Here is a 17,884-nt window from a genome sequence, read left to right on the forward strand (position 1 = left end):
TATTATTGCTGTAATTCCCCTTCTAACCACGTTCCCGAAGCCTTGAGGGCTGAAGGCGCATGAGAGGACGGAACAACTTTTGCAGCAGACGAGGATAGCTTGAGAGCTCTGACTGCCGCAGTACACCAAAGACGATAAGCAAGACCAGATAAATAACCACAACGACCGCTCCGACCAGCAAACATGTGATAAAGAAAGCAAGCCGGGCAGGCATCAAATCGACCATTTGGATCCCCAGCTGGTTTACTCCATAACCTATACCTAGAGCAGCCAGAGCTGTAATGATAAAGCCTGTCCAACGAGAGCCCAGAATAGAGAACGGGACAATGGCTTTAATCGAACGCAAGTTAAGCATCGTAATTACGAGGAAACATAGAGACGTCGCGCCGATGATTCCATAAATCCCGAACAGCGGAGCGAGCAGGGCACTTGCGCCCAGCTTAATAACAATACCAATCATCACGTGAACCATAGAAACCTTGGCTTTCCCGATTCCAAGCAGGATGGAGCCTGAAGTCATCATCGTGATTTGGAATATGGTACCGAAGGTAAGCATGGCGACAATCCCGCTACCGTCCAATGAACTGAAAAGTAGGCCATTTACGGAGTAAGATGCAGCAACGAGAGCAAGGACAATAGGCATTCCCGTCAGAATCGATATCTTTAAGGCGAGTGTAACTTGACGTTGCAGATGATCCTGATCTTTTCTGGCATAAGCAGCAGAGATAATCGGTATCAAGGATTGACTCAGTGCGATCGCGAGGATTGGTGGAATTCCCGCGATACTTTGCGCTCTCGTCCCTAATACCGCTAGGGCCGCCGTTGCCTCATCTGCACCGATTTCTCCGGTCAGCAATGGCTTGACAATGGAACCGTCTATGAAGTTAATCGCTGGAACCGCAAGTGATGACAGCACAATCGGAATGGACAAGGTAAAAATAGCTTTATAAATACCCCCAAGAGGAATGGATCTATCCGCTCCTGGCAGATTCAGTTTCCGATCCTGACGGCGCAGCTTCATGGCAAAAAGGATCATGACGCCAAAAGCAGCAATACTTCCGAGCACACCACCAAAGGACGCTCCTGCCGCTATCCATGTGTCATCATAGCCGAGGCGGAGCAGAATATAAGCCAGACCAATACCGGTAACCACCCTGGCGATCTGTTCCACGATCTGGGATATCCCGCCAGGCGTCATATAGTTCCGCCCCTGGTAGTACCCTCGCATCATCGCAATAGTCGGGAAGAGCAGCAGCGCTGGCGCCAGAGCCTGAATTGCAGCAGCAGATTCTGGCACCTTCGTCACATAGGTAGCGTAATACGGCGCAACGAAATAGAGCATCAGCGTCATTACAACCCCGGCACCAGCCGAAAAGAATAGCGCTGCCTGATAAATCCTTTTGGCCTCGGCCGGTCTGTTCAGCGAATAGCGCTCGGATACCATCTTACTGAGTGTGCTCGGGATACCAGCCGTTGCCAAGGCCAGCAGCATTAAATACACATTGTTTGCAATCGTAAAGGACGCGTTTCCTACATCATTGAGCATGTGCTCCAGCGGTATCCGCTGGGCCAGACCCAATACCCGGGCCACTAATGCAGCTGCGGCCAGAATAATTGTACCTCTGATGAATGTATCTTTCTTTGACAAGTCCTTACCCTTCTTTCTCCCAAAAGGCGTCTGCTAGTGCAGTTCCACCCTAAAAAATCCAAACAAAGAAAATAATAATCATAGCAAGCTGTAAAACGATCTTCACTACAATACTGCTAAATAGGCCAAGTAACGAACCGAGTCCTACCTTAACCGATTTTCCCGGTGCTGAACCTGCCAGCATCTCCCCGAGAAAGGCTCCGACAAACGGACCGATCACAAGACCGAAAGCTGGAATGACAAATGGACCGATAATTAAACCGATGGTGCTTCCCCAGATGGATGCCTTTGAGCCGCCCAGTTTTTTAACACCCCAGGCGTTAACCGCATAATCGGCAACAAACAGCATAACCAGGATCAAGGTCTGAATAATCCAGAATAACGCATTGTAATGCTCAAACGTAAAGAACCAGCCGTAAACAAACAGTGCGAAATAAATGGCGACCACGCCAGGCAGGATCGGGTAAATAGCACCCGCCATACCGATCAGAAACAGGGCGATGACTATGATCCAACCCAATACATCCACCTATGAATCACTCCCCACACAAAATATAATCACGGATCACTTCGACGATGCCGTCATCATTGTTACTCGCCACTACAACGTCCGCTTCGTCCTTGAGAGTCTGCTGTGCATTTCCCATAGCAACGCCCAGGCCAGCCTGTTGAATAGCTGCCAAATCGTTCAGACTGTCACCTACAGCGACCGCCTGTGATATATCAAGTCCAAGAAGCTCACACACCTGCTTAATGCCTTCAGCCTTGTTAATTCCCTTGGGATTAATCTCGAAGTTAGAGGGCGATGAATTCGTGATCTCCAGGCCATCCATTTCTTGAAGCCTCATAAGAATATTATGTCGTACATCATCGTCATCCGTATGATAACCGAATTTCAACCATTCTTTAGTCTCAATGTCTCCGGCCCAGTTGTCCCGGTTGTACAGCTGATCTACGGTGTAAGCCCAGAACCAAGAGCCGGTCTCAACAGCGAGTTCATGCATTTTGCGAACAAGCTCTACGTCAAGCAGCGAACGGCGGTACAAGTCATAGGGCGCCCTCCAAACCTCGCTGCCATTCACGGTAATCATTGGGGTTGTAAGCTCCAACTGCTGTGCATAAGGATATGCATTGGAAAATGCCCGGCCTGTGGACAAGCATACATGAACCCCTTGCCGAACCGCCTCCTTAATCCATTTCACTGTTTCCGGTGAAACCTCATGATCATCCTGAAGCAGTGTTCCGTCCATATCCAATGCCAGCAGTTTGAACTTATGATTCATGACTTTATCCCCCTTAGTTCTTCTCTCTTGTATAAACATAACGACATTTTACCACAAATAAAAAAAGAAGCCCAAAGCTCGATTTGGCAGACAGCCTCGAACTAAAAAAAGCAGACCAGGATAATACGATCCCGGCCTGCCCTTTCATATCGTTCATCCGTGGGAGCGGATTTATTCCGTACTTTCGCCGTCTGTCTCATCAGCACCTTCATCCGCATTTTCGACTTTCTTAGGATGCGGTGTGCCGTCTAAGCCATATACCTCATCATATGCGTCAAAGATTTTACGAGCGATCGGCGCAGCACTATAAGATCCGAATCCGCCCTCTGGTATAATTACGGCTACTGCCAATTTCGGTTTTTCCCTTGGAGCAAAGGCGATGAACACCCCGTTATCTGTTGAAATTCTTTTTCCGTCAATATATACATCCTGCTGTGATGTACCTGTCTTACGGGCAAAATCATACCCAAATCCATCGAATGATGGCAATCCCTGCGTATTCATCCCCTTGATGACTTCATCCCAATAGACTTGGGGAAATTCCACCTCATTCAAAACCTCACGTTTAAACTCCTTGACAACATTACCGTTCTGATCCTCAATCTTGCTAGCCAGCTGGGGTTTGAGCCGAGCGCCTTGATTCGCAAGCATAGTCGTATACTGGGCCAGCTGAAGTGTTGTATATCCCCCAGATTGACCGAAGGAGGCAAATACAAGCGCGGCCAACGGACTGCCCGCCTGTTTGATATTTCTATACTCAATCTTACCCTTGAATTCATTTAGCAGTCCTGATTCCGTTGATACCCCGAGACCGAAATCCTTCATATATTTATCCCATACATCAATGCCCTTGGCACCATACTTGTTAAACAATTGTTTCCCTACCCACTCCACCATAAAGGCGTTGGAGGAGTGCTCGATTGCTTTGGCAGGATCAATCGATCCGAACACTTTCGACTGGGAGTTACGGACTCTGGACTTGTCACCGCCAAATTCTCCATACCCCTTATCATAATAATAGTCGTTCACTCCAAATAATCCTTCGTTCAGACCCATCAGAACACTCAAAGGTTTGATCGTTGAACCAAGCAGTGGTACAGAATCGAGATTGTTCCCTGAACGGCCAGAGCTGTACGGAGTAATGGTTCCATTTCCATAATAAGGCATAATCTTATCCTTCCAAACATCCGGATCCGTTCCATCCTTCCATACATTAGGGTCATAATCCGGTATGGAAGCCATGGCAACAATGTTGCCTGTATCCACTTCCATGGCCACTGCGTACCCCGTCTTGGCATTGGGATGGATCTTACCCGAAAACGGTACGGTATGCAGCCATTTGAGCTGATCTACAATCGCCTGCTCTGTCTTCTGCTGAATTTCTTTATGAATTGTAGTGTGTACGTTGTTTCCTTTCTCAGGTGGAACAAGTATCGGCGTACCGTCAATCATATTTAGAGGATTAATTGGAATGCTCATATAACCGTTTTTACCCCGGAGTTCATCCTGGAACATCAGTTCTAATCCATCTCTGCCAACCCGCTCAGTCTCCGTATATTTCAATCCGGGATCCTTCTGGTCCTTGTTCTGTTCATCAATCTTTTTATATTTATCGACGCTTTTAACACCTTTAAACTCTTGCAAATAGCCAATGGTTTGCACAGCTACGGTATCCTTATCGTAATAACGGATGTTCTCCTCCACAATTTCCACACCGGGGAATTCATCCTTATTTTCAATAAAATAAGCAACTTCCTTATCCGTAAGATCCCCTTTGATTCTTCGTGGCTCGTATCCGCCCTGTTTCTTCGAGTCGAGATCCAAATTATCCAGAATATCTTCAACCGTCATCTTCTCTGCATCTGCAGCCCCATGCTCCTCAAACACCTTGAACATCTTCTCTGCAAATGCTTTAATCTCCGGAAAGTTTTCCTTTCCTTTATCCGACTGACTGTTGTAGTTCTTCAGCAACGTAACATAAAGCGCATTCGAGGGCTTAGAGAAAGCAATCGGTGTTCCCGACGCATCAATGATGCTTCCCCGGATCGGCTGAAGCGGAAAGTTCTTCGTCCGACCGCCGGTTTCTTGCTCCGTCAGTTCAGGGCCCTCCACGAACTGCAAGATAGCAAGTCGGACAATAATCACACAAAATATTATAAACGTACTGAAAAAGAACAAATTAATCCTCAGATTAAATTGACTTCCGGCATCTCCTTCATCCTGCTTTCGTTTATCCGGCTTAAAAAACTTCACCTTAAGCTTCTCCCCTTTGTTCGCTTTCACATAAGATCATCTTACCATAAACCATATACACGGTTCATCTTTCAAGAATTTAACAGAGTGCCAAACCAGGTAATACAAAATGGCCTTCCAGAAGAAAGGCCATTTAGAACATTATGCAGTTCCTAACATGTTAGAGGTGTAGTTAGCATTTCCAGCCGTTTTCTGATACTCCATGCTCCTTTAGAGTAGGTATCGTAAAATTTTCTACGCCACGGGAGCGGCACGGTATAGTCCGCTCTAAAAGACATTAGAATACCTGCTCTTTAATATGCGTCTCATTAAACCGGGGAGGATTAAACCAATTCCCGCTCTGTGCCCACGTTGGGTCAAGCGGTATCCACTGCTGCTTCTCGCTCAGGTAAACCTCATTCCATGCATGGGGCCCATATCCGCCTTGACCGTTGTAGCCCCGTCCTGTAACTACTCTTACCTTCATATCCTGGGAGCGGGCCATCATGGAGTATAGACGTGCGTAATCGATGCATACCCCGGAACGGGTATCGTAAGTATCCTGAGGAGTTTGCTCACGCCAAATCCGCTGCTCCTCATAGACCTTTACTTTGTCATAATCGTACGACACTCGGGTTCCTACCCAATCGTAAAGTTTGCGGGCCTTTTCCTCGTCCGTTGCGGCCTCTTTAACTACATGTGCAGCCGTTTGTTCGATACCTTCCGGAATCGAATGGTCAATGACCTCATACTTCTGCTGCATAATGCCGTTCAGCTCTTCCTGAACCGATTGGGTAAATACAGGTAGTTTGTCACGAACCAGAGAACCCGACAATGGTTCCATGACCGCCTGTGCACCATCCTGGTATACAGGTGATGACTCAACATATCTGCTGAACGAATGATCCGGATAAAGACTAACCCATATGAACAGAATTGCAATGACAACAATCCCTCGAGCTACTCCCATAACGACACCGATTCCTGCTCCTGCCAGACGGCTAACAATCGTAGACGGTTTGTCTTTCTTTAGACCGAACAACCCCAAACTGCCGCCAATCGTCAATGACACTAACAAACGAAGTATAAAGACAAACAGACAGTAACTGATCATAAAGAGAACCGCAAATCGCAGCAGTGCAAAATCAGCCATGGATTTGACAAAGGTATAATAGATCTGCTCCCACAGTTTAAGCTCTCGTTCAGGAATCTGGCTTCCCAGTGATTTCAGCCATACAGAAGCTTTGGGTGACAGCCATAGTGTAAATGGAACTGAGATACCTATACTAATTAGACGGAGAAGAGCGTCACCGAGAAAAAAAGCAAGCTTCCCTGCCGAACGGGAAGCTCCCCGACTCCAACCCTGTATTAAAGAAAAGGCTACAATAAACAGCAGCAGGATAGTAATACCATTACCCTCCCGCACGCTGTCACTCCATGCCGAAAACATGGAACCCCCTCCTTCCTATCGACTAGCTTCTTAGCTGCTTCAATTTTTTTTCGCTTGTCCTATAAATTCCTGAATCGTTTCGTTAATATCCCATGTTCCAACCGACACTCCACGGAAGCTCACTTCCACTTCCTTTGATTCGCTGCTGCCTTTGAGTTCTAAGTTCGGTGCCTTTACCGTAAATGTCCCGTCACCGTTTGATGTATATTTTGCTTCCTTTGCTTCTTTCATCATCATGTTCATAGCTTCTGTTTTGACGGTGTCTACCGTTTCATTCTTCACTGTAGTCACAACTTCACTGATTTGGTCTAAGGATATCCCGCTGTAAATGAGTAGTCCTCCGATTATCAAAATAACCAAAGCCCATTTGATGACTGTCTTGACCAGGTTAATAACAATAAACAGCACAATCAAAGCGATAACGATTACTAACCAATTTTGCTTCAGAAATTCCAACCATACTTGTGTATCCATTCATGTTTCACTCCCATCACTTTACATCAACTGAGCAGCCTGCAGCCGTCCTTATAGATTATACATGATTCCCCGCCTCAGTGTCAGTAAGACCCCTTAAATACAAATTAAGGTATAAGCTTGGCATCTTCAACGTACAAGTAGAACATAACCTGTCTAAATGCGGGTAGGAGGTGCTTTTATGAAAACAGCGATTTGGTTGTACATGTTTTTGTTTCTGGCATTCTTTGATCTGCATGCCCAGTATCCTGTCCTCACACCGTTCGCCATATCACTCGGTGCCGCCCCGACCTTCATCGGGTGGATGATGGGTATCTATGCCTTAACACATCTACCGGGTAATCTGATTGCCGGCGGATTAATCGACAAGCACGGCAGCCGGAGGTACATTGTTTTTAGCTTGACGGCAGCCGGGATCATACTGCTGCTGCAAGCTCATGTACAGCTGCCATGGCAACTGCTTGTACTCCGCTCCATCAGCGGATTTGTACTCGCCTTTTTATCACCGGCATGCCTCGCCCTGTTGGCCTCATTATCACAGGATAAGGTAATTCAAGGGAAGTATATGTCCGGTCACGGCGTAGTTCATACACTCGCTTCCGTTCTATCACCTGCTGCAGGTGCCTTTATCGTGGCTAAAACCGGCTTTTCAGGTACATTCCAAACTCTGGGATGGGTGTTGATCTTTACAGGTATCATGGCTCTTCTCACTGTTCCTAAGCCTTCTGCTCTGGCAAATACAAACAATAACGAAAGATCGGAATCGGAAACGAGTAAAGCACTCCCTTTCAGTCTGCGTTTGTATCTGATCCCTTTTGTTATCGCCTGCTCGCAAGGGATTCTATTTTTCGAACTTCCACTTCGTGCTAACGGTCAGGCAAGTATTATGTCAACCGGGCTTCTCTTCTCCTCCATCAGTCTGGGAGCCTTGGTCACACTAAGTATGCTCTTTTTGAATAATTATGGGCCAGGTAAAAGAGTGGCTATCGGCATCCTTGGACTCGCCTTGTGTTTCTATACTTTGGCTGCAGCTAACCATCTTCCGATGATTGCCACTCTGTTCATGCTCGGCACGGCAAAGGGTCTTCTTTTCCCTGCCTTGTCCTCCCTGTTTATTGAACTTAGTGGTGGTGGAAGACTGGGCAGAGTATTCTCTTATCAATCCATTGCCATGTCCATAGGTTCCTTTGTCGGTCCTATTGCAGCAGGACAGTTTAGAGACATAATTTCTCCGTACTTCATTGCCTTTATTATGCTGATGATCGTCCTACTGCTTCTCCCTCACCGGAAACAGATACCTTCTATCGATATACCAGCAGGTGCGAACATCTAACATCATGAATGATTTTCCTAATATCAGCCAAAAGTCCAGATGTAGGCCAACACACAGTCCATATGGGTATTTCCACATAATATACAGTGAGGCAAATGACCACCAAGATTAAATGAGGAGTGAAAATAAATGAGTCACGTTCATAAACATTGTCATCATATTCCGGTATCACATTGTTCTTCTGTAGGTATGATTTTAGTTCTCTACATTTTACTGGTAATCATCCTCAGCTGCTGCTTCATTTAAAATGTTCGACCGGGTGTGTCCCATATTATTTTTCAAGTTAGAAAACCAGGGGATCTCTCAGAAAAAGAAAAAGCAGGCCACTCGAGGTTTTGTTCTCAGGCGGCCTGCTTGGTTTTGTGGTCCACGGTGTGCTTCACTACATAACTGCTTTCGGTCTGTTCTTACTCGCGCTTACAAAGGTTAGCTTCTGCACATTTGGCATATCATTAAGTCCTCTTTCATCCGTATAAAAATCGTATCCGGATCGAGCATACCTTAGCTGTATCGCTCCCATCCATTGGCAGATAGAGTTGGTCCATTGTATATTGAATGTACAAAAGAAGCGTCACAGTCAATGGAACTTTTGATTTTGCATGAAGTCCGGTTGACAAGTTAAACATACATAAAGAAATCATAAATATAAACCAGCAACATTTCCCGGGGAATTTCGATGGGGCATGCCGTAATATGACAGAGGTGACTGACATGTCGATTTTCATTATCGTTGAAGGCAAAAATGACCGCAGCAGACTTCGTCGATTGCTAACTTCCGACATTACGATACTTTGTACGTTTGGGACGTTGAATACCGTCAAGTCGGAGTCACTGCACAAGCGGGTAAAAGATCAAGAAGTGTATCTGTTTATGGATAACGACAGCTCAGGCAAAAAAATTCGTGGACTCCTGCGGGACGTTTTTCCAGATGCCTCCCATATTTACACACGTCGCGGGTACGCTGGGGTTGAGGGCACGCCAGATGAATACCTCATCGCCCAGCTTGAAAAGGCCGGCTTGGAGGAGTTTATAATTTACCCACCTCCGATATTAAATGGTCCTTATGAATAACGATAAGAAACCTCTATCGATCTACCTCAAAGAAGACAGACCACATTTAGCGGTAGTTTTTCTTGCGAGAAAAGGATGCACTTACTCCGATGTTTATACTTCTTAGCTCTTAAGAAAAGAAGCACCTGAACCATTCTACAGAATAGTTCAGGCGCTTCTTCAATTTATCGTATCCTACTCTTTAGCTAATGCTTTGACATCCTTCACGACATCTTCGATCTGCACACTGTTAGGATCTGCAGCATTGTACATTTTTCGGATATTGTTGTCACGGTCAACCAAAGCTATGTAGTTGCCGTGAGTATAGTTGCTTGAATCCTTACCGAGAAGCGGGATTTTAAACGAATTCTGCATCAGATCTCGTGTTTTTTCTTGATCACCGCGGAGAAAATACCAACCGCTATAATCAGCAAAGAAACGATCACCGAATTCCTTAATTTTCTCCCGCGTATCCGTTACCGGATCAAAGGAGATCGAAACAAATGTAGCCTCTTTACCAAACGTTCCGTCTTTCTTTAGCTCATTCTGGATTTGGGACAGCAAAAATGTCGTTACAGGACAAACATCCGGACAACTGGTGAAGTAAAAGTACATCAATCGCACTTGCCCCTTCGTATCGTCCCTGGACACCTTTTTACCATCCACATTTTCCATGGCGAAATCCCCAACCTGCCCCACGACCGGAAATTTGCTTTGTCCAATACCGAGCGCATTGTAAACCAGAACCACTGCAGCAATCACACAAACGGCGAGCAGCAGCCAACTCCATTTATACCGTTTTAGCGAAGTCATCTAATTCCGTTCTCCCTTCATCCACCTATGTTATATATGGGAAACACAGCACTCTACGTTATTGGAGTGTGTTGAGAACAAGAACAAATAAACTTATAGTCAGGTAGTTAATGGAGAAGAAAAACACCTTTTTTGACCAGGCCTCATCATCTTTTGCCCGGAAGCCTTTAAAGGCAAGGTAGAGCCAAACCACGGATAGCAGCAGTGAGATGACAAGAAAAAAGATCCCCGCATATCCGTACACATACATCAAGATAGGCAGCGGAACCAACAGCGCAATGTATGGAATCATTTGAATCTTCGTCCGTTGAATGCCCTTTACGACCGGAAGAAGTGGGAAGCCTGCAGCGCGATATTCTTCGACACGGCGAATTCCTAATGCCCAAAAATGCGGCGGCTGCCATAGAAACAGCAAAGCAAACAATAGCCATGCGCCCATATCAACCGTTTGAGTCACGGCCACATAACCGATAACCGGCGGCATAGCACCCGGAATGGCGCCAATGGATGTACTCCAGGTCGAGCTACGTTTAAGCCATAGCGTGTACACAACTACGTACCCGAACATACCAACGAGTCCAAATATTCCGGATAGCACACCAGAGAAAATAAATAGTACGGCTAGTCCAACGATGCCTAAAGTAATTGCATACCACAGCACCACTGTCGGCGTAAGGCGTCCCGTTGGCAGCGAGCGATCGCTCGTGCGTGCCATCTTCATATCCAGATCCCGGTCAAAGTAATTGTTAAAGACACAGGAGGAAGCCATAACCAAAACGGTTCCGAGAAGTGTCATGATCATTAAACCAAAATGTATGTCCCAACGGGATGCCATCCAAAATCCGGCAAATGCCGCTATTAGATTAGAGCGAATAATCCCGGGTTTTGTCACAGCTATGAAATCTTTCCATGTACCCGCTTTTTCGGGAGGCTTGGGTCTTGCGGAAGCCATTGTTGCGGAATCCGAAGGAGCCTGATAACTCATGGGGTTTTCCACGTCTAAACATTCCTCCTTATTTCTGTCGTTATGGAGGAAGACTGCCTCCGCTATAAAGTTTATCATATCATTAGCAAAAAGTGTTTATCAATCCTTCGGAATTCGTTTCATCTATATGACAATTCAGTGAAAATTGATGTCACTTTTTCGTCTTGACGTTATGCCTTCTATTAAGGCACAATTTGTTTAAGAAAGCGCTGCACCAAAAAGCCCGAAGCATAAGCTCCGGGCTTGGACTGCACATTATGAAAAGTGATTACGAGTTACGACCAGAAAGCGACTGTTCTGCGATTTGTACAAGACGCTTGGTTATATATCCACCCAGCGATCCGTTTTCACGGGAAGTATAATGACCCATGTAACCGTCTTGAGGAATGGTGACACCCAGTTCTTGAGCTGCTTCCATTTTAAGTTGCTGCAGGGCTGCATTTGCTTGTGGTACAACCAGATTGTTGCTGCGGGAACCTCTTTGTGCCATGTTATTCTAATCTCCCTTCACTGAATGAAATATGTCTGTGTTCCAATGCAAGCTTGCAAGCTTATTATGTCTCCTTCTCGTAACCTTATACCGAAATATAAATTTTAAAAAATTTGGAGGTGATTAAACATGAGCAAGGGACTGTCCCTCTGGTTCGCAGTATCTTCCATCATCCTGATGACTGCAGCTTCCATAAGTATAAGTCATAACATACTCGTAGCTATAGGACTCGGTATACTTACCGTTTTCAATATAGGTTGGGGCTTTATCATTAAAGCCAGAAGCAGACGCTCCTAATTTGTCATTTTGTAAGCATCGCCCTCTGGCAACTACAGCCTTTTAAATTTTTCAGCTCACATATTTCTATTGCAAGTATCTTTTCCAAGCATTTTTTTTACGTCAGCCCGTAAAATCTGTTATGATGAGGTTAATCATCTACTATTGATTACTGTGGTAAAGGGGCATCGATATGAATCAAGTGACCAAAGGACAATGGAATGGTTACGACACCTATATCTTAAAAACCGGCCGGCTAGAAGTGACACTCCTTCCCCGTCTCGGTAACAATGTCATCGAAATTAAGGACCAACAAGAACAGCGCCACGTACTTCGGAGGCCAGAAGAAAGTGAATTGGCTTTCTACTTACAGAAACCTTACCACTTCGGCATGCCGATGCTTATCCCGCCTGGACGAATCGAGAAAGGCCGTTTTGAATATGGCGGCACCAGTTATCAGTTTGACCAAAATACAGCCAACGACAATCATATCCATGGACTGCACCGCACCCAAGCTTGGTGTGTAAGTGATATCGAAGAGGATGATGAAGGTTGTGCGATTACAACGGAGTTCTCAACTTCTGAAGATCCCCGTTGGACGGCACAAATGCCGCAACCGCTAAAGCTGCAGATGAATTTCCGGTTACAAGAATCGGAACTGCACAAGCGTTTACGCGTCATCAACAATGGTACCGAACCTGTTCCTTTTGGTATGGGATACCACACCTGGTTCCTGTTAGATGGCCAGCCTGATCAGTGGACATTAAAACTTCCGGTAGAGGGTATTTACACGTTGAATGATCAACTTATTCCAACAGGGCATCAGGCCCCCCTCGGTGAATTGGAAGCATTAAATAAAGGCTTCAATATGAAAGACGCTGATTTTGACACTATTTTAAGTATCCCTGAGGGAGAGCCTGCCGAAGCAATTCTCACCCGAAATGACGGATACGGAATCCATTATTCTGCGGACCGCTCCTATTTCAAGCATTGGGTCTTGTACACCAAGGGAAAAGCGGATGAATTCCTGTGCATTGAACCTTATACTTGGCTTCCTAATGCACCGAATCTGGATCTACCGAATGAAACAACGGGTCTTATCCATTTGGAACCCGGTCAATCTGTCGAACTTCATACGAAATTGCAGATACACTATCCGAATACATAAGGATAAAATCGTATCATAAAACAACCGCAGCCCTGAATGGTTTCAGGGCTCTTTTTTTGTCCTAATATTACCAGGAATGAAGTTAGAAACTACACGCATGAGATTCTCTTCTTTCAACCATAATAACTTCATACAACGCCGAAGGAGGTGACAAACATGGGTATGGGTCAAGCAGGTCAAGGCCGCAGAGGCGGAAGCCGTTCTAATAACCTGGTCGTTCCCCAAGCTAACGCAGCACTTCAACAGTTGAAGTATGAAGCGGCACAGGAATTGGGCGTATCTATCCCACAAGACGGTTATATGGGTAACTACACTTCCCGCGAGACTGGTTCTTTGGGAGGATACATCACTAAACGTCTGGTTCAAATGGCTGAACAACAATTGACAGGTCGTTCGAACATGTAGTTGATTTTGTTCCTCCAAATAAAGAAGGAGGCGATCTTCTCCCCAAAGATCGCCTCTTTCGGCATGTATTTTATAAAATTTATGGATATGAAATGATATGATATCAGGATTCCAAAGCGGCTTCAGAGACACTTGTTCTCGGGTATCGAATCATCAGATTTGCCATGTTGTAGTTTGACTCAAGTACGGCATCAATAATTATTAGTCCCTGTCTCACGGTAAAATCATAGCTTATTTCTCCATGAGTCCAGTGGCGTTTATGCTTCAAGCTTTCAAGCGCCATAGCACGGAAGGATAATTGTTGAGTTTGGTTCAACCCTTCTCCAGCGGAAGTAATTACACCGTTTCGACCGGTAAGCGGATTATGACGAATCCCAAATTTACCGATAACATTATTTCGTATTTGCACAAATACAGTGCCAGAAGATAGTCCTGACAGCTCCTCCTCCAACTCTCTAAACACTAAATCTAACTGCCTAACCAGCGATAGTTGATCCAATTTAATCATTTCAACCCCCCTTGTTTTTTCAAAAATTTCCCTTTTATAGGGCTTATGACTCATTATAGGTCAAATATTAGCAATCATCAACAGCATTCAACATAATTGGGTATTTATTACTATTATTTTCATATGATTCATAACATCCTGTGCTGTATTACGGCATTATTCTATTTTTTGCGACAAAAAAGGAAGTCCTTGCGGACTTCCTTTAATCCATGATATTTCAATTTTCTGCAAGTTACGCCAAATGATCTGTCATACGCAAAAATTGTTGAATATCGGAAACACACATGTCAGCTGCACTCTGCCAAAAATCCCGCTTTGTCAAATCGACATCAAGGTGCTTTTTCGCAAGCTCTTCTACTGTCATAATTCCGGTATCCCGAAGAAGTGCATCGTATTTATCCGCAAATGTACTGCCTTCCTGCTGCGCCAGAACGTAAAGCCCTGTACTAAACATAAAGCCGAACGTATACGGGAAATTATAGAACGGTACACCCGTACTGTAGAAGTGCAGTTTGGAAGCCCAGAAATGAGGATGGTAAGAAGATAAGGCTTCACAGTATGCTTGCTTTTGAGCTTCTTCCATTAACTCCGAAATCTCAGCCGCGTTCAGCAGTCCTTCTTTCCGCTTGTTATAGAAACGGGTTTCAAATAAGAAGCGGGCATGGATATTCATGAAAAAAGTAACGCTATTCTGAATTTTCTCTTCCAGCAAAGCAAGTTTTTCTTCTTCGTCTTTAGCCGCCTTGACGAGAGCATCTGCCACGATCATTTCTGCAAAAGTGGAGGCCGTTTCGGCTACGTTCATAGCGTAACTTTGATTCAGAACCGGCAAGCCCCTCATTAGATGCTGATGGTAGGCATGACCCAGTTCGTGAGCTAATGTAGATACATTTGAAACAGTTCCGCCAAAGGTCATAAAAATTCTCGTCTGATCGCTTACTTTGAAGGATGTGCAAAAACCACCAGGACGTTTGCCTGGGCGATCCTCTGCCTCAATCCAGCTTTTGTCAAAAGCCATCTGGGAGAATTCAGCCAGTTTCGGACTAAACTTGCTAAATTGCTCAACGATGGTCTCAGCCGCCTCATCATAGGTGATTTTGGAAACAGAAGTTCGTATTGGCGCCTCTACATCGGTCCAAGTTAACCCATCAAGTCCGAGGAGTTTGGCCTTTCGGTTTAGGTACTCGACGAGCACCGGCTTTGTGTCTTGAATAACAGCCCACATCGTATCCAAGGTTTCATGGGACATACGGTTAATAGCTAGTGGCTCTTTAAGAGCATCTTCCCAGCCTCGGTTAGCATAAAGCTTAAGCCGGAAGCCGGCGAGATGGTTCAGCGTATCCGCACAATAATCTTCTGAGTCTGTCCAGGCTTGTTCCCATTTTTCGAACATTTCCTGTCTTACTTCACGATTTGGGTTATGTAACTTGTTGAAAGCTTGACCTGCAGAAAGGATTTCGGTCTTGCCATTCTCTTCAAATGGTATTTGTATTTTGCTTACAATTGTATCGTAAAAGTTTCCCCATCCGTGGTATCCGTCAATCGCAAGCTCAAGTGCCAGACTTTCTAGTTCAGGATTCATTTTCTCACGCGCCAGATCACGGCTCTCATTCAGGATAAACTTCAGCGGCGATACTTTCTCTGTTGAAGTCCATGCTTCCCACAGTGTATCTTCAATTCCACGAAGAAGATTGTTGAATTTAGCAATAACACTCTGAAGATTTGCCCTAATCACAGTAACCCGTCCGGACAGCTGAACTGCTTTTTTATCATTTTGATCCTGTGCCGCCAGACAGCCTACAAATGCACCTGCTTCACTTGTCATAGCGGTGCATTTCTCTAATAAAGAAAGAATGTGCTCCAAACTTTTAGCTTCCTCCAGATTTGCTGGAACATTGGCGGCCTGAACGGCTGCACGGAGCTCATTTGCTTCCTTCTCAAGTGAATCTAAAAATGCAGCGAGCTCTGGAGAATGCGATCCCCCCGGAAAAATGGACTCCAAATCCCACGTTTGCTGTAGCCGTTTTTTCATGGTCATCACCTTTCTTTATACAAAAATACTAAGTTTTAATTTGTGTGGTACCGTGTAAACGTGTATAACTATAACTATATCCTATAAATTACTGCTGGAGGGCGACTTCTATGAGACCATTGCAAATATCGCCGGAGACGGCAATCATCCTCTCAAAACAGCTTGGCGTTCCATTGGAGCACCTTATGCATATGCCGCAGCACATTCTGATGCAAAAAATTGCAGAATTGGCTGGATCGGAGCAGAAGCCTTCGTCTGGGGAAGCGGATCCAAAAAACGGTTCCACGGAGAAACCATGATCCCTTTTTCAAACGCTTGGCCTTATGACATTCTTTCCGGAGACGTGTATGTACAGAATTGCCCTTTTTGCGGCTGTGACAATGTTTTGCTTCCCATGAAGCCGAAAGAACTGATCAGCGTGCGCGAAGGCAAGAAGAAACTCCTCATCTTTCCATGCTGCCATAATAAAGTTACCGTACTCGACAGCGATGCCGATTATATTCTTACCGATCAGAAGCTGAGGTAACGCAAGCTTTTACCGCACTGTCAACAACATAATGTGACGCTTCAGGCTCTTCTACAAGAGCCTCTTTAGCGTTATAGGGAATTCATTTCTTCCGGGAGCGCTAATTTCTCAGCCATCATTTGTTCGCGCAATACGGCCCACTGTTCGCGAGAAGCACGAATCATGGCTGAATCAACAATTTTCTTGTCTTGAATTACACGAGAGAACCATTGAACCGCTTCGCTGTAACGGCCCACCCGGCGGTTAATTTCCCCGATCAGATACAGCAAGCGAGCATCGTTAGCGCCAACCCCATCCATCTCATAGACTCGAATGTACGACTCAAGACTGTAAGTCAAAAAACGCTGTTCCTGCTCCTCATTCTCTTGATAGCGGTACAACCAGGAAATATGATGAAGAAGACTAGCGATAATCCGCTCCCTCTCCCCAATGCTCTGAGCGCACAGGAGGGCCAGCTTATATGCCTCCAATGCATCCTCCAAGCTACGTGAACCCCCAAAATCACGCTTAATCCATCTACTCGCGATTTTCGACCGGAATTCTGACTTCTGGCGATCATTTAAGGTTTCAGCTGAATTCTCAGTTGAGGCAAATCCGCATTTTGGACAGACTCTTACCACATAAAAGTCAGGATTCTCATTTTTGTAATACCCACAAAAATCAGTGTCTGTCCTCACCGCTTTTTTAAAACTTGGCCGTACTCTTGAAGTAGTAAATGGATGATCGCAGTTCCCGCATGTAACTGTAATCGTGTACAAAGGTTCTAAAACCATACCGTTGACATCCCTTTCCCCCATGATGGTGTCTTAAGTAAAAGCAGCTTTAAGGTGTATTCACAAAGTGTCGGGCAGGACCAGATAAGCGCTTAAGAACAAAATCCCGCAGTGTCTCTTCCACGCCAATCTCCTCCAAGGCGCCAGCCATACAACCTAGCCATTCATCTGCATGGCGGTCCGTAATCGGGAAATTAAGATGTCTTGCTCTCATCATCGGGTGTCCGTAAGCTTCCGAGAACAGGGCAGGCCCTCCAAAAAACTGGCTCAGAAACATATATTGCTTCTCCATCACCGGCATAATATCCTCTGGAAAAAGAGGGCCAATCAGATGATTTTTCTGAACGCGCGGATAAAAGGCTTCCACTAATGAGCGGACTCCTTCTGCACCGCCAAGATTATCATATATGCTCAAGCTCGGATCCATTTCCGTAATCC

General features: G+C 45.3%; 20 protein-coding genes. 7 read left to right on the plus strand and 13 right to left on the minus strand.

Features of this window, described 5'->3' with window-relative positions; all coding sequences use genetic code 11:
• Positions 1-22 precede the first annotated feature (22 nt).
• The 6 genes from MNQ98_RS25295 to MNQ98_RS25320 all read right to left on the minus strand — a co-directional run bounded on the left by MNQ98_RS25295 (position 23) and on the right by MNQ98_RS25320 (position 7,087).
• On the minus strand, positions 23-1,648 hold the full coding sequence (locus tag MNQ98_RS25295) for a putative polysaccharide biosynthesis protein (RefSeq protein WP_241930697.1): 1,626 nt from the start codon (positions 1,646-1,648) through the stop codon (positions 23-25).
• Positions 1,649-1,697: 49 nt separating this feature from the next.
• Positions 1,698-2,177, minus strand: coding sequence for a DUF456 domain-containing protein (locus MNQ98_RS25300; protein WP_241930698.1), 480 nt, complete (start codon positions 2,175-2,177; stop codon positions 1,698-1,700).
• A gap of 7 nt (positions 2,178-2,184) precedes the next feature.
• Positions 2,185-2,931, minus strand: a complete 747-nt coding sequence (locus MNQ98_RS25305) for a Cof-type HAD-IIB family hydrolase (RefSeq protein ID WP_241930699.1) — start codon at positions 2,929-2,931, stop codon at positions 2,185-2,187.
• Positions 2,932-3,102: 171 nt separating this feature from the next.
• Entirely contained in the window at positions 3,103-5,184 is a 2,082-nt protein-coding gene (locus MNQ98_RS25310) for a peptidoglycan D,D-transpeptidase FtsI family protein (RefSeq protein ID WP_241930700.1), read from the minus strand.
• 277 nt (positions 5,185-5,461) lie between these two features.
• Complete coding sequence (locus MNQ98_RS25315) at positions 5,462-6,613, minus strand: transglutaminase domain-containing protein (RefSeq protein WP_241930701.1); 1,152 nt, start codon at positions 6,611-6,613, stop codon at positions 5,462-5,464.
• 39 nt (positions 6,614-6,652) lie between these two features.
• Entirely contained in the window at positions 6,653-7,087 is a 435-nt protein-coding gene (locus MNQ98_RS25320; protein WP_241930702.1) for a hypothetical protein, read from the minus strand.
• A 181-nt stretch (positions 7,088-7,268) separates the two neighbouring features.
• Here MNQ98_RS25320 and MNQ98_RS25325 point away from each other — a divergent pair, with 181 nt between their 5' ends.
• Both MNQ98_RS25325 and MNQ98_RS25330 read left to right on the plus strand, forming a co-directional pair.
• A complete protein-coding gene (locus tag MNQ98_RS25325; protein WP_241930703.1) occupies positions 7,269-8,420 on the plus strand; it encodes an MFS transporter in 1,152 nt (383 codons plus the stop codon).
• Positions 8,421-9,131: 711 nt separating this feature from the next.
• Positions 9,132-9,491, plus strand: a complete 360-nt coding sequence (locus tag MNQ98_RS25330) for a toprim domain-containing protein (protein ID WP_208920072.1) — start codon at positions 9,132-9,134, stop codon at positions 9,489-9,491.
• Between the two features lie 174 nt (positions 9,492-9,665).
• Here the strand turns inward: MNQ98_RS25330 and MNQ98_RS25335 are convergent, their stop codons facing one another.
• The 3 genes from MNQ98_RS25335 to MNQ98_RS25345 all read right to left on the minus strand — a co-directional run bounded on the left by MNQ98_RS25335 (position 9,666) and on the right by MNQ98_RS25345 (position 11,758).
• Positions 9,666-10,283 (minus strand): SCO family protein, encoded by a 618-nt coding sequence (locus tag MNQ98_RS25335; RefSeq protein ID WP_241930704.1) that lies wholly within the window; start codon positions 10,281-10,283, stop codon positions 9,666-9,668.
• 58 nt (positions 10,284-10,341) lie between these two features.
• Complete coding sequence (gene cyoE, locus MNQ98_RS25340; protein ID WP_481856794.1) at positions 10,342-11,268, minus strand: heme o synthase; 927 nt, start codon at positions 11,266-11,268, stop codon at positions 10,342-10,344.
• A 268-nt stretch (positions 11,269-11,536) separates the two neighbouring features.
• A complete protein-coding gene (locus MNQ98_RS25345) occupies positions 11,537-11,758 on the minus strand; it encodes an alpha/beta-type small acid-soluble spore protein (protein WP_208917820.1) in 222 nt (73 codons plus the stop codon).
• A 129-nt stretch (positions 11,759-11,887) separates the two neighbouring features.
• Between MNQ98_RS25345 and MNQ98_RS25350 the strand changes: the two genes are divergently transcribed.
• The 3 genes from MNQ98_RS25350 (at position 11,888) to MNQ98_RS25360 (ending at position 13,607) form a co-directional block, all read left to right on the plus strand.
• A complete protein-coding gene (locus MNQ98_RS25350) occupies positions 11,888-12,055 on the plus strand; it encodes a hypothetical protein (protein ID WP_241930706.1) in 168 nt (55 codons plus the stop codon).
• Positions 12,056-12,227: 172 nt separating this feature from the next.
• Positions 12,228-13,202, plus strand: a complete 975-nt coding sequence (locus tag MNQ98_RS25355; protein WP_241930707.1) for an aldose 1-epimerase — start codon at positions 12,228-12,230, stop codon at positions 13,200-13,202.
• A gap of 162 nt (positions 13,203-13,364) precedes the next feature.
• A complete protein-coding gene (locus tag MNQ98_RS25360; RefSeq protein ID WP_208920071.1) occupies positions 13,365-13,607 on the plus strand; it encodes an alpha/beta-type small acid-soluble spore protein in 243 nt (80 codons plus the stop codon).
• Positions 13,608-13,710: 103 nt separating this feature from the next.
• On the opposite strand, the gene MNQ98_RS25365 is transcribed toward MNQ98_RS25360, so the two are convergent.
• Together MNQ98_RS25365 and MNQ98_RS25370 are read right to left on the minus strand one after the other, a co-directional pair.
• Entirely contained in the window at positions 13,711-14,115 is a 405-nt protein-coding gene (locus tag MNQ98_RS25365) for an O-methyltransferase (RefSeq protein WP_208917817.1), read from the minus strand.
• Positions 14,116-14,347: 232 nt separating this feature from the next.
• Positions 14,348-16,147 carry a M3 family oligoendopeptidase gene (locus MNQ98_RS25370; RefSeq protein WP_241930708.1) on the minus strand — a complete coding sequence of 600 codons (1,800 nt, stop codon included), beginning with the start codon at positions 16,145-16,147 and terminating at the stop codon, positions 14,348-14,350.
• A 110-nt stretch (positions 16,148-16,257) separates the two neighbouring features.
• Between MNQ98_RS25370 and MNQ98_RS25375 the strand changes: the two genes are divergently transcribed.
• Positions 16,258-16,446 (plus strand): YycC family protein, encoded by a 189-nt coding sequence (locus MNQ98_RS25375; RefSeq protein WP_208917815.1) that lies wholly within the window; start codon positions 16,258-16,260, stop codon positions 16,444-16,446.
• A complete protein-coding gene (locus MNQ98_RS25380; RefSeq protein ID WP_241930709.1) occupies positions 16,443-16,673 on the plus strand; it encodes a hypothetical protein in 231 nt (76 codons plus the stop codon). The genes MNQ98_RS25375 and MNQ98_RS25380 overlap by 4 nt, the downstream gene beginning before the upstream one ends.
• Before the next feature lie 71 nt (positions 16,674-16,744).
• Here MNQ98_RS25380 and MNQ98_RS25385 read toward each other — a convergent pair whose 3' ends face one another.
• Together MNQ98_RS25385 and MNQ98_RS25390 are read right to left on the minus strand one after the other, a co-directional pair.
• The gene (locus MNQ98_RS25385) at positions 16,745-17,446 is read right to left on the minus strand and encodes a DUF2225 domain-containing protein (RefSeq protein WP_241930710.1); all 702 of its coding nucleotides are present in this window, start codon (positions 17,444-17,446) and stop codon (positions 16,745-16,747) included.
• A 49-nt stretch (positions 17,447-17,495) separates the two neighbouring features.
• Positions 17,496-17,873, minus strand: coding sequence for a globin domain-containing protein (locus tag MNQ98_RS25390; protein ID WP_241930711.1), 378 nt, complete (start codon positions 17,871-17,873; stop codon positions 17,496-17,498).
• Positions 17,874-17,884: the final 11 nt, after the last annotated feature.

This window comes from Paenibacillus sp. N3/727 (assembly GCF_022637315.1).
Lineage (GTDB): Bacteria > Bacillota > Bacilli > Paenibacillales > Paenibacillaceae > Paenibacillus_AQ > Paenibacillus_AQ uliginis.

What these genes read in the sequence shown, in the direction of transcription:
- MNQ98_RS25305 (WP_241930699.1), bottom strand. Translation starts at nt 2,931, where the DNA reads ATGAATCATAAGTTCAAACTGCTGGCATTGGATATGGACGGAACACTG.
- MNQ98_RS25315 (WP_241930701.1), bottom strand. Translation starts at nt 6,613, where the DNA reads ATGTTTTCGGCATGGAGTGACAGCGTGCGGGAGGGTAATGGTATTACT.
- MNQ98_RS25320 (WP_241930702.1), bottom strand. Translation starts at nt 7,087, where the DNA reads ATGGATACACAAGTATGGTTGGAATTTCTGAAGCAAAATTGGTTAGTA.
- MNQ98_RS25325 (WP_241930703.1), top strand. Translation starts at nt 7,269, where the DNA reads ATGAAAACAGCGATTTGGTTGTACATGTTTTTGTTTCTGGCATTCTTT.
- MNQ98_RS25330 (WP_208920072.1), top strand. Translation starts at nt 9,132, where the DNA reads ATGTCGATTTTCATTATCGTTGAAGGCAAAAATGACCGCAGCAGACTT.
- MNQ98_RS25335 (WP_241930704.1), bottom strand. Translation starts at nt 10,283, where the DNA reads ATGACTTCGCTAAAACGGTATAAATGGAGTTGGCTGCTGCTCGCCGTT.
- cyoE (WP_481856794.1), bottom strand. Translation starts at nt 11,268, where the DNA reads ATGAGTTATCAGGCTCCTTCGGATTCCGCAACAATGGCTTCCGCAAGA.
- MNQ98_RS25345 (WP_208917820.1), bottom strand. Translation starts at nt 11,758, where the DNA reads ATGGCACAAAGAGGTTCCCGCAGCAACAATCTGGTTGTACCACAAGCA.
- MNQ98_RS25350 (WP_241930706.1), top strand. Translation starts at nt 11,888, where the DNA reads ATGAGCAAGGGACTGTCCCTCTGGTTCGCAGTATCTTCCATCATCCTG.
- MNQ98_RS25355 (WP_241930707.1), top strand. Translation starts at nt 12,228, where the DNA reads ATGAATCAAGTGACCAAAGGACAATGGAATGGTTACGACACCTATATC.
- MNQ98_RS25360 (WP_208920071.1), top strand. Translation starts at nt 13,365, where the DNA reads ATGGGTCAAGCAGGTCAAGGCCGCAGAGGCGGAAGCCGTTCTAATAAC.
- MNQ98_RS25365 (WP_208917817.1), bottom strand. Translation starts at nt 14,115, where the DNA reads ATGATTAAATTGGATCAACTATCGCTGGTTAGGCAGTTAGATTTAGTG.
- MNQ98_RS25370 (WP_241930708.1), bottom strand. Translation starts at nt 16,147, where the DNA reads ATGAAAAAACGGCTACAGCAAACGTGGGATTTGGAGTCCATTTTTCCG.
- MNQ98_RS25375 (WP_208917815.1), top strand. Translation starts at nt 16,258, where the DNA reads ATGAGACCATTGCAAATATCGCCGGAGACGGCAATCATCCTCTCAAAA.
- MNQ98_RS25380 (WP_241930709.1), top strand. Translation starts at nt 16,443, where the DNA reads ATGATCCCTTTTTCAAACGCTTGGCCTTATGACATTCTTTCCGGAGAC.
- MNQ98_RS25385 (WP_241930710.1), bottom strand. Translation starts at nt 17,446, where the DNA reads ATGGTTTTAGAACCTTTGTACACGATTACAGTTACATGCGGGAACTGC.
- MNQ98_RS25390 (WP_241930711.1), bottom strand. Translation starts at nt 17,873, where the DNA reads ATGGATCCGAGCTTGAGCATATATGATAATCTTGGCGGTGCAGAAGGA.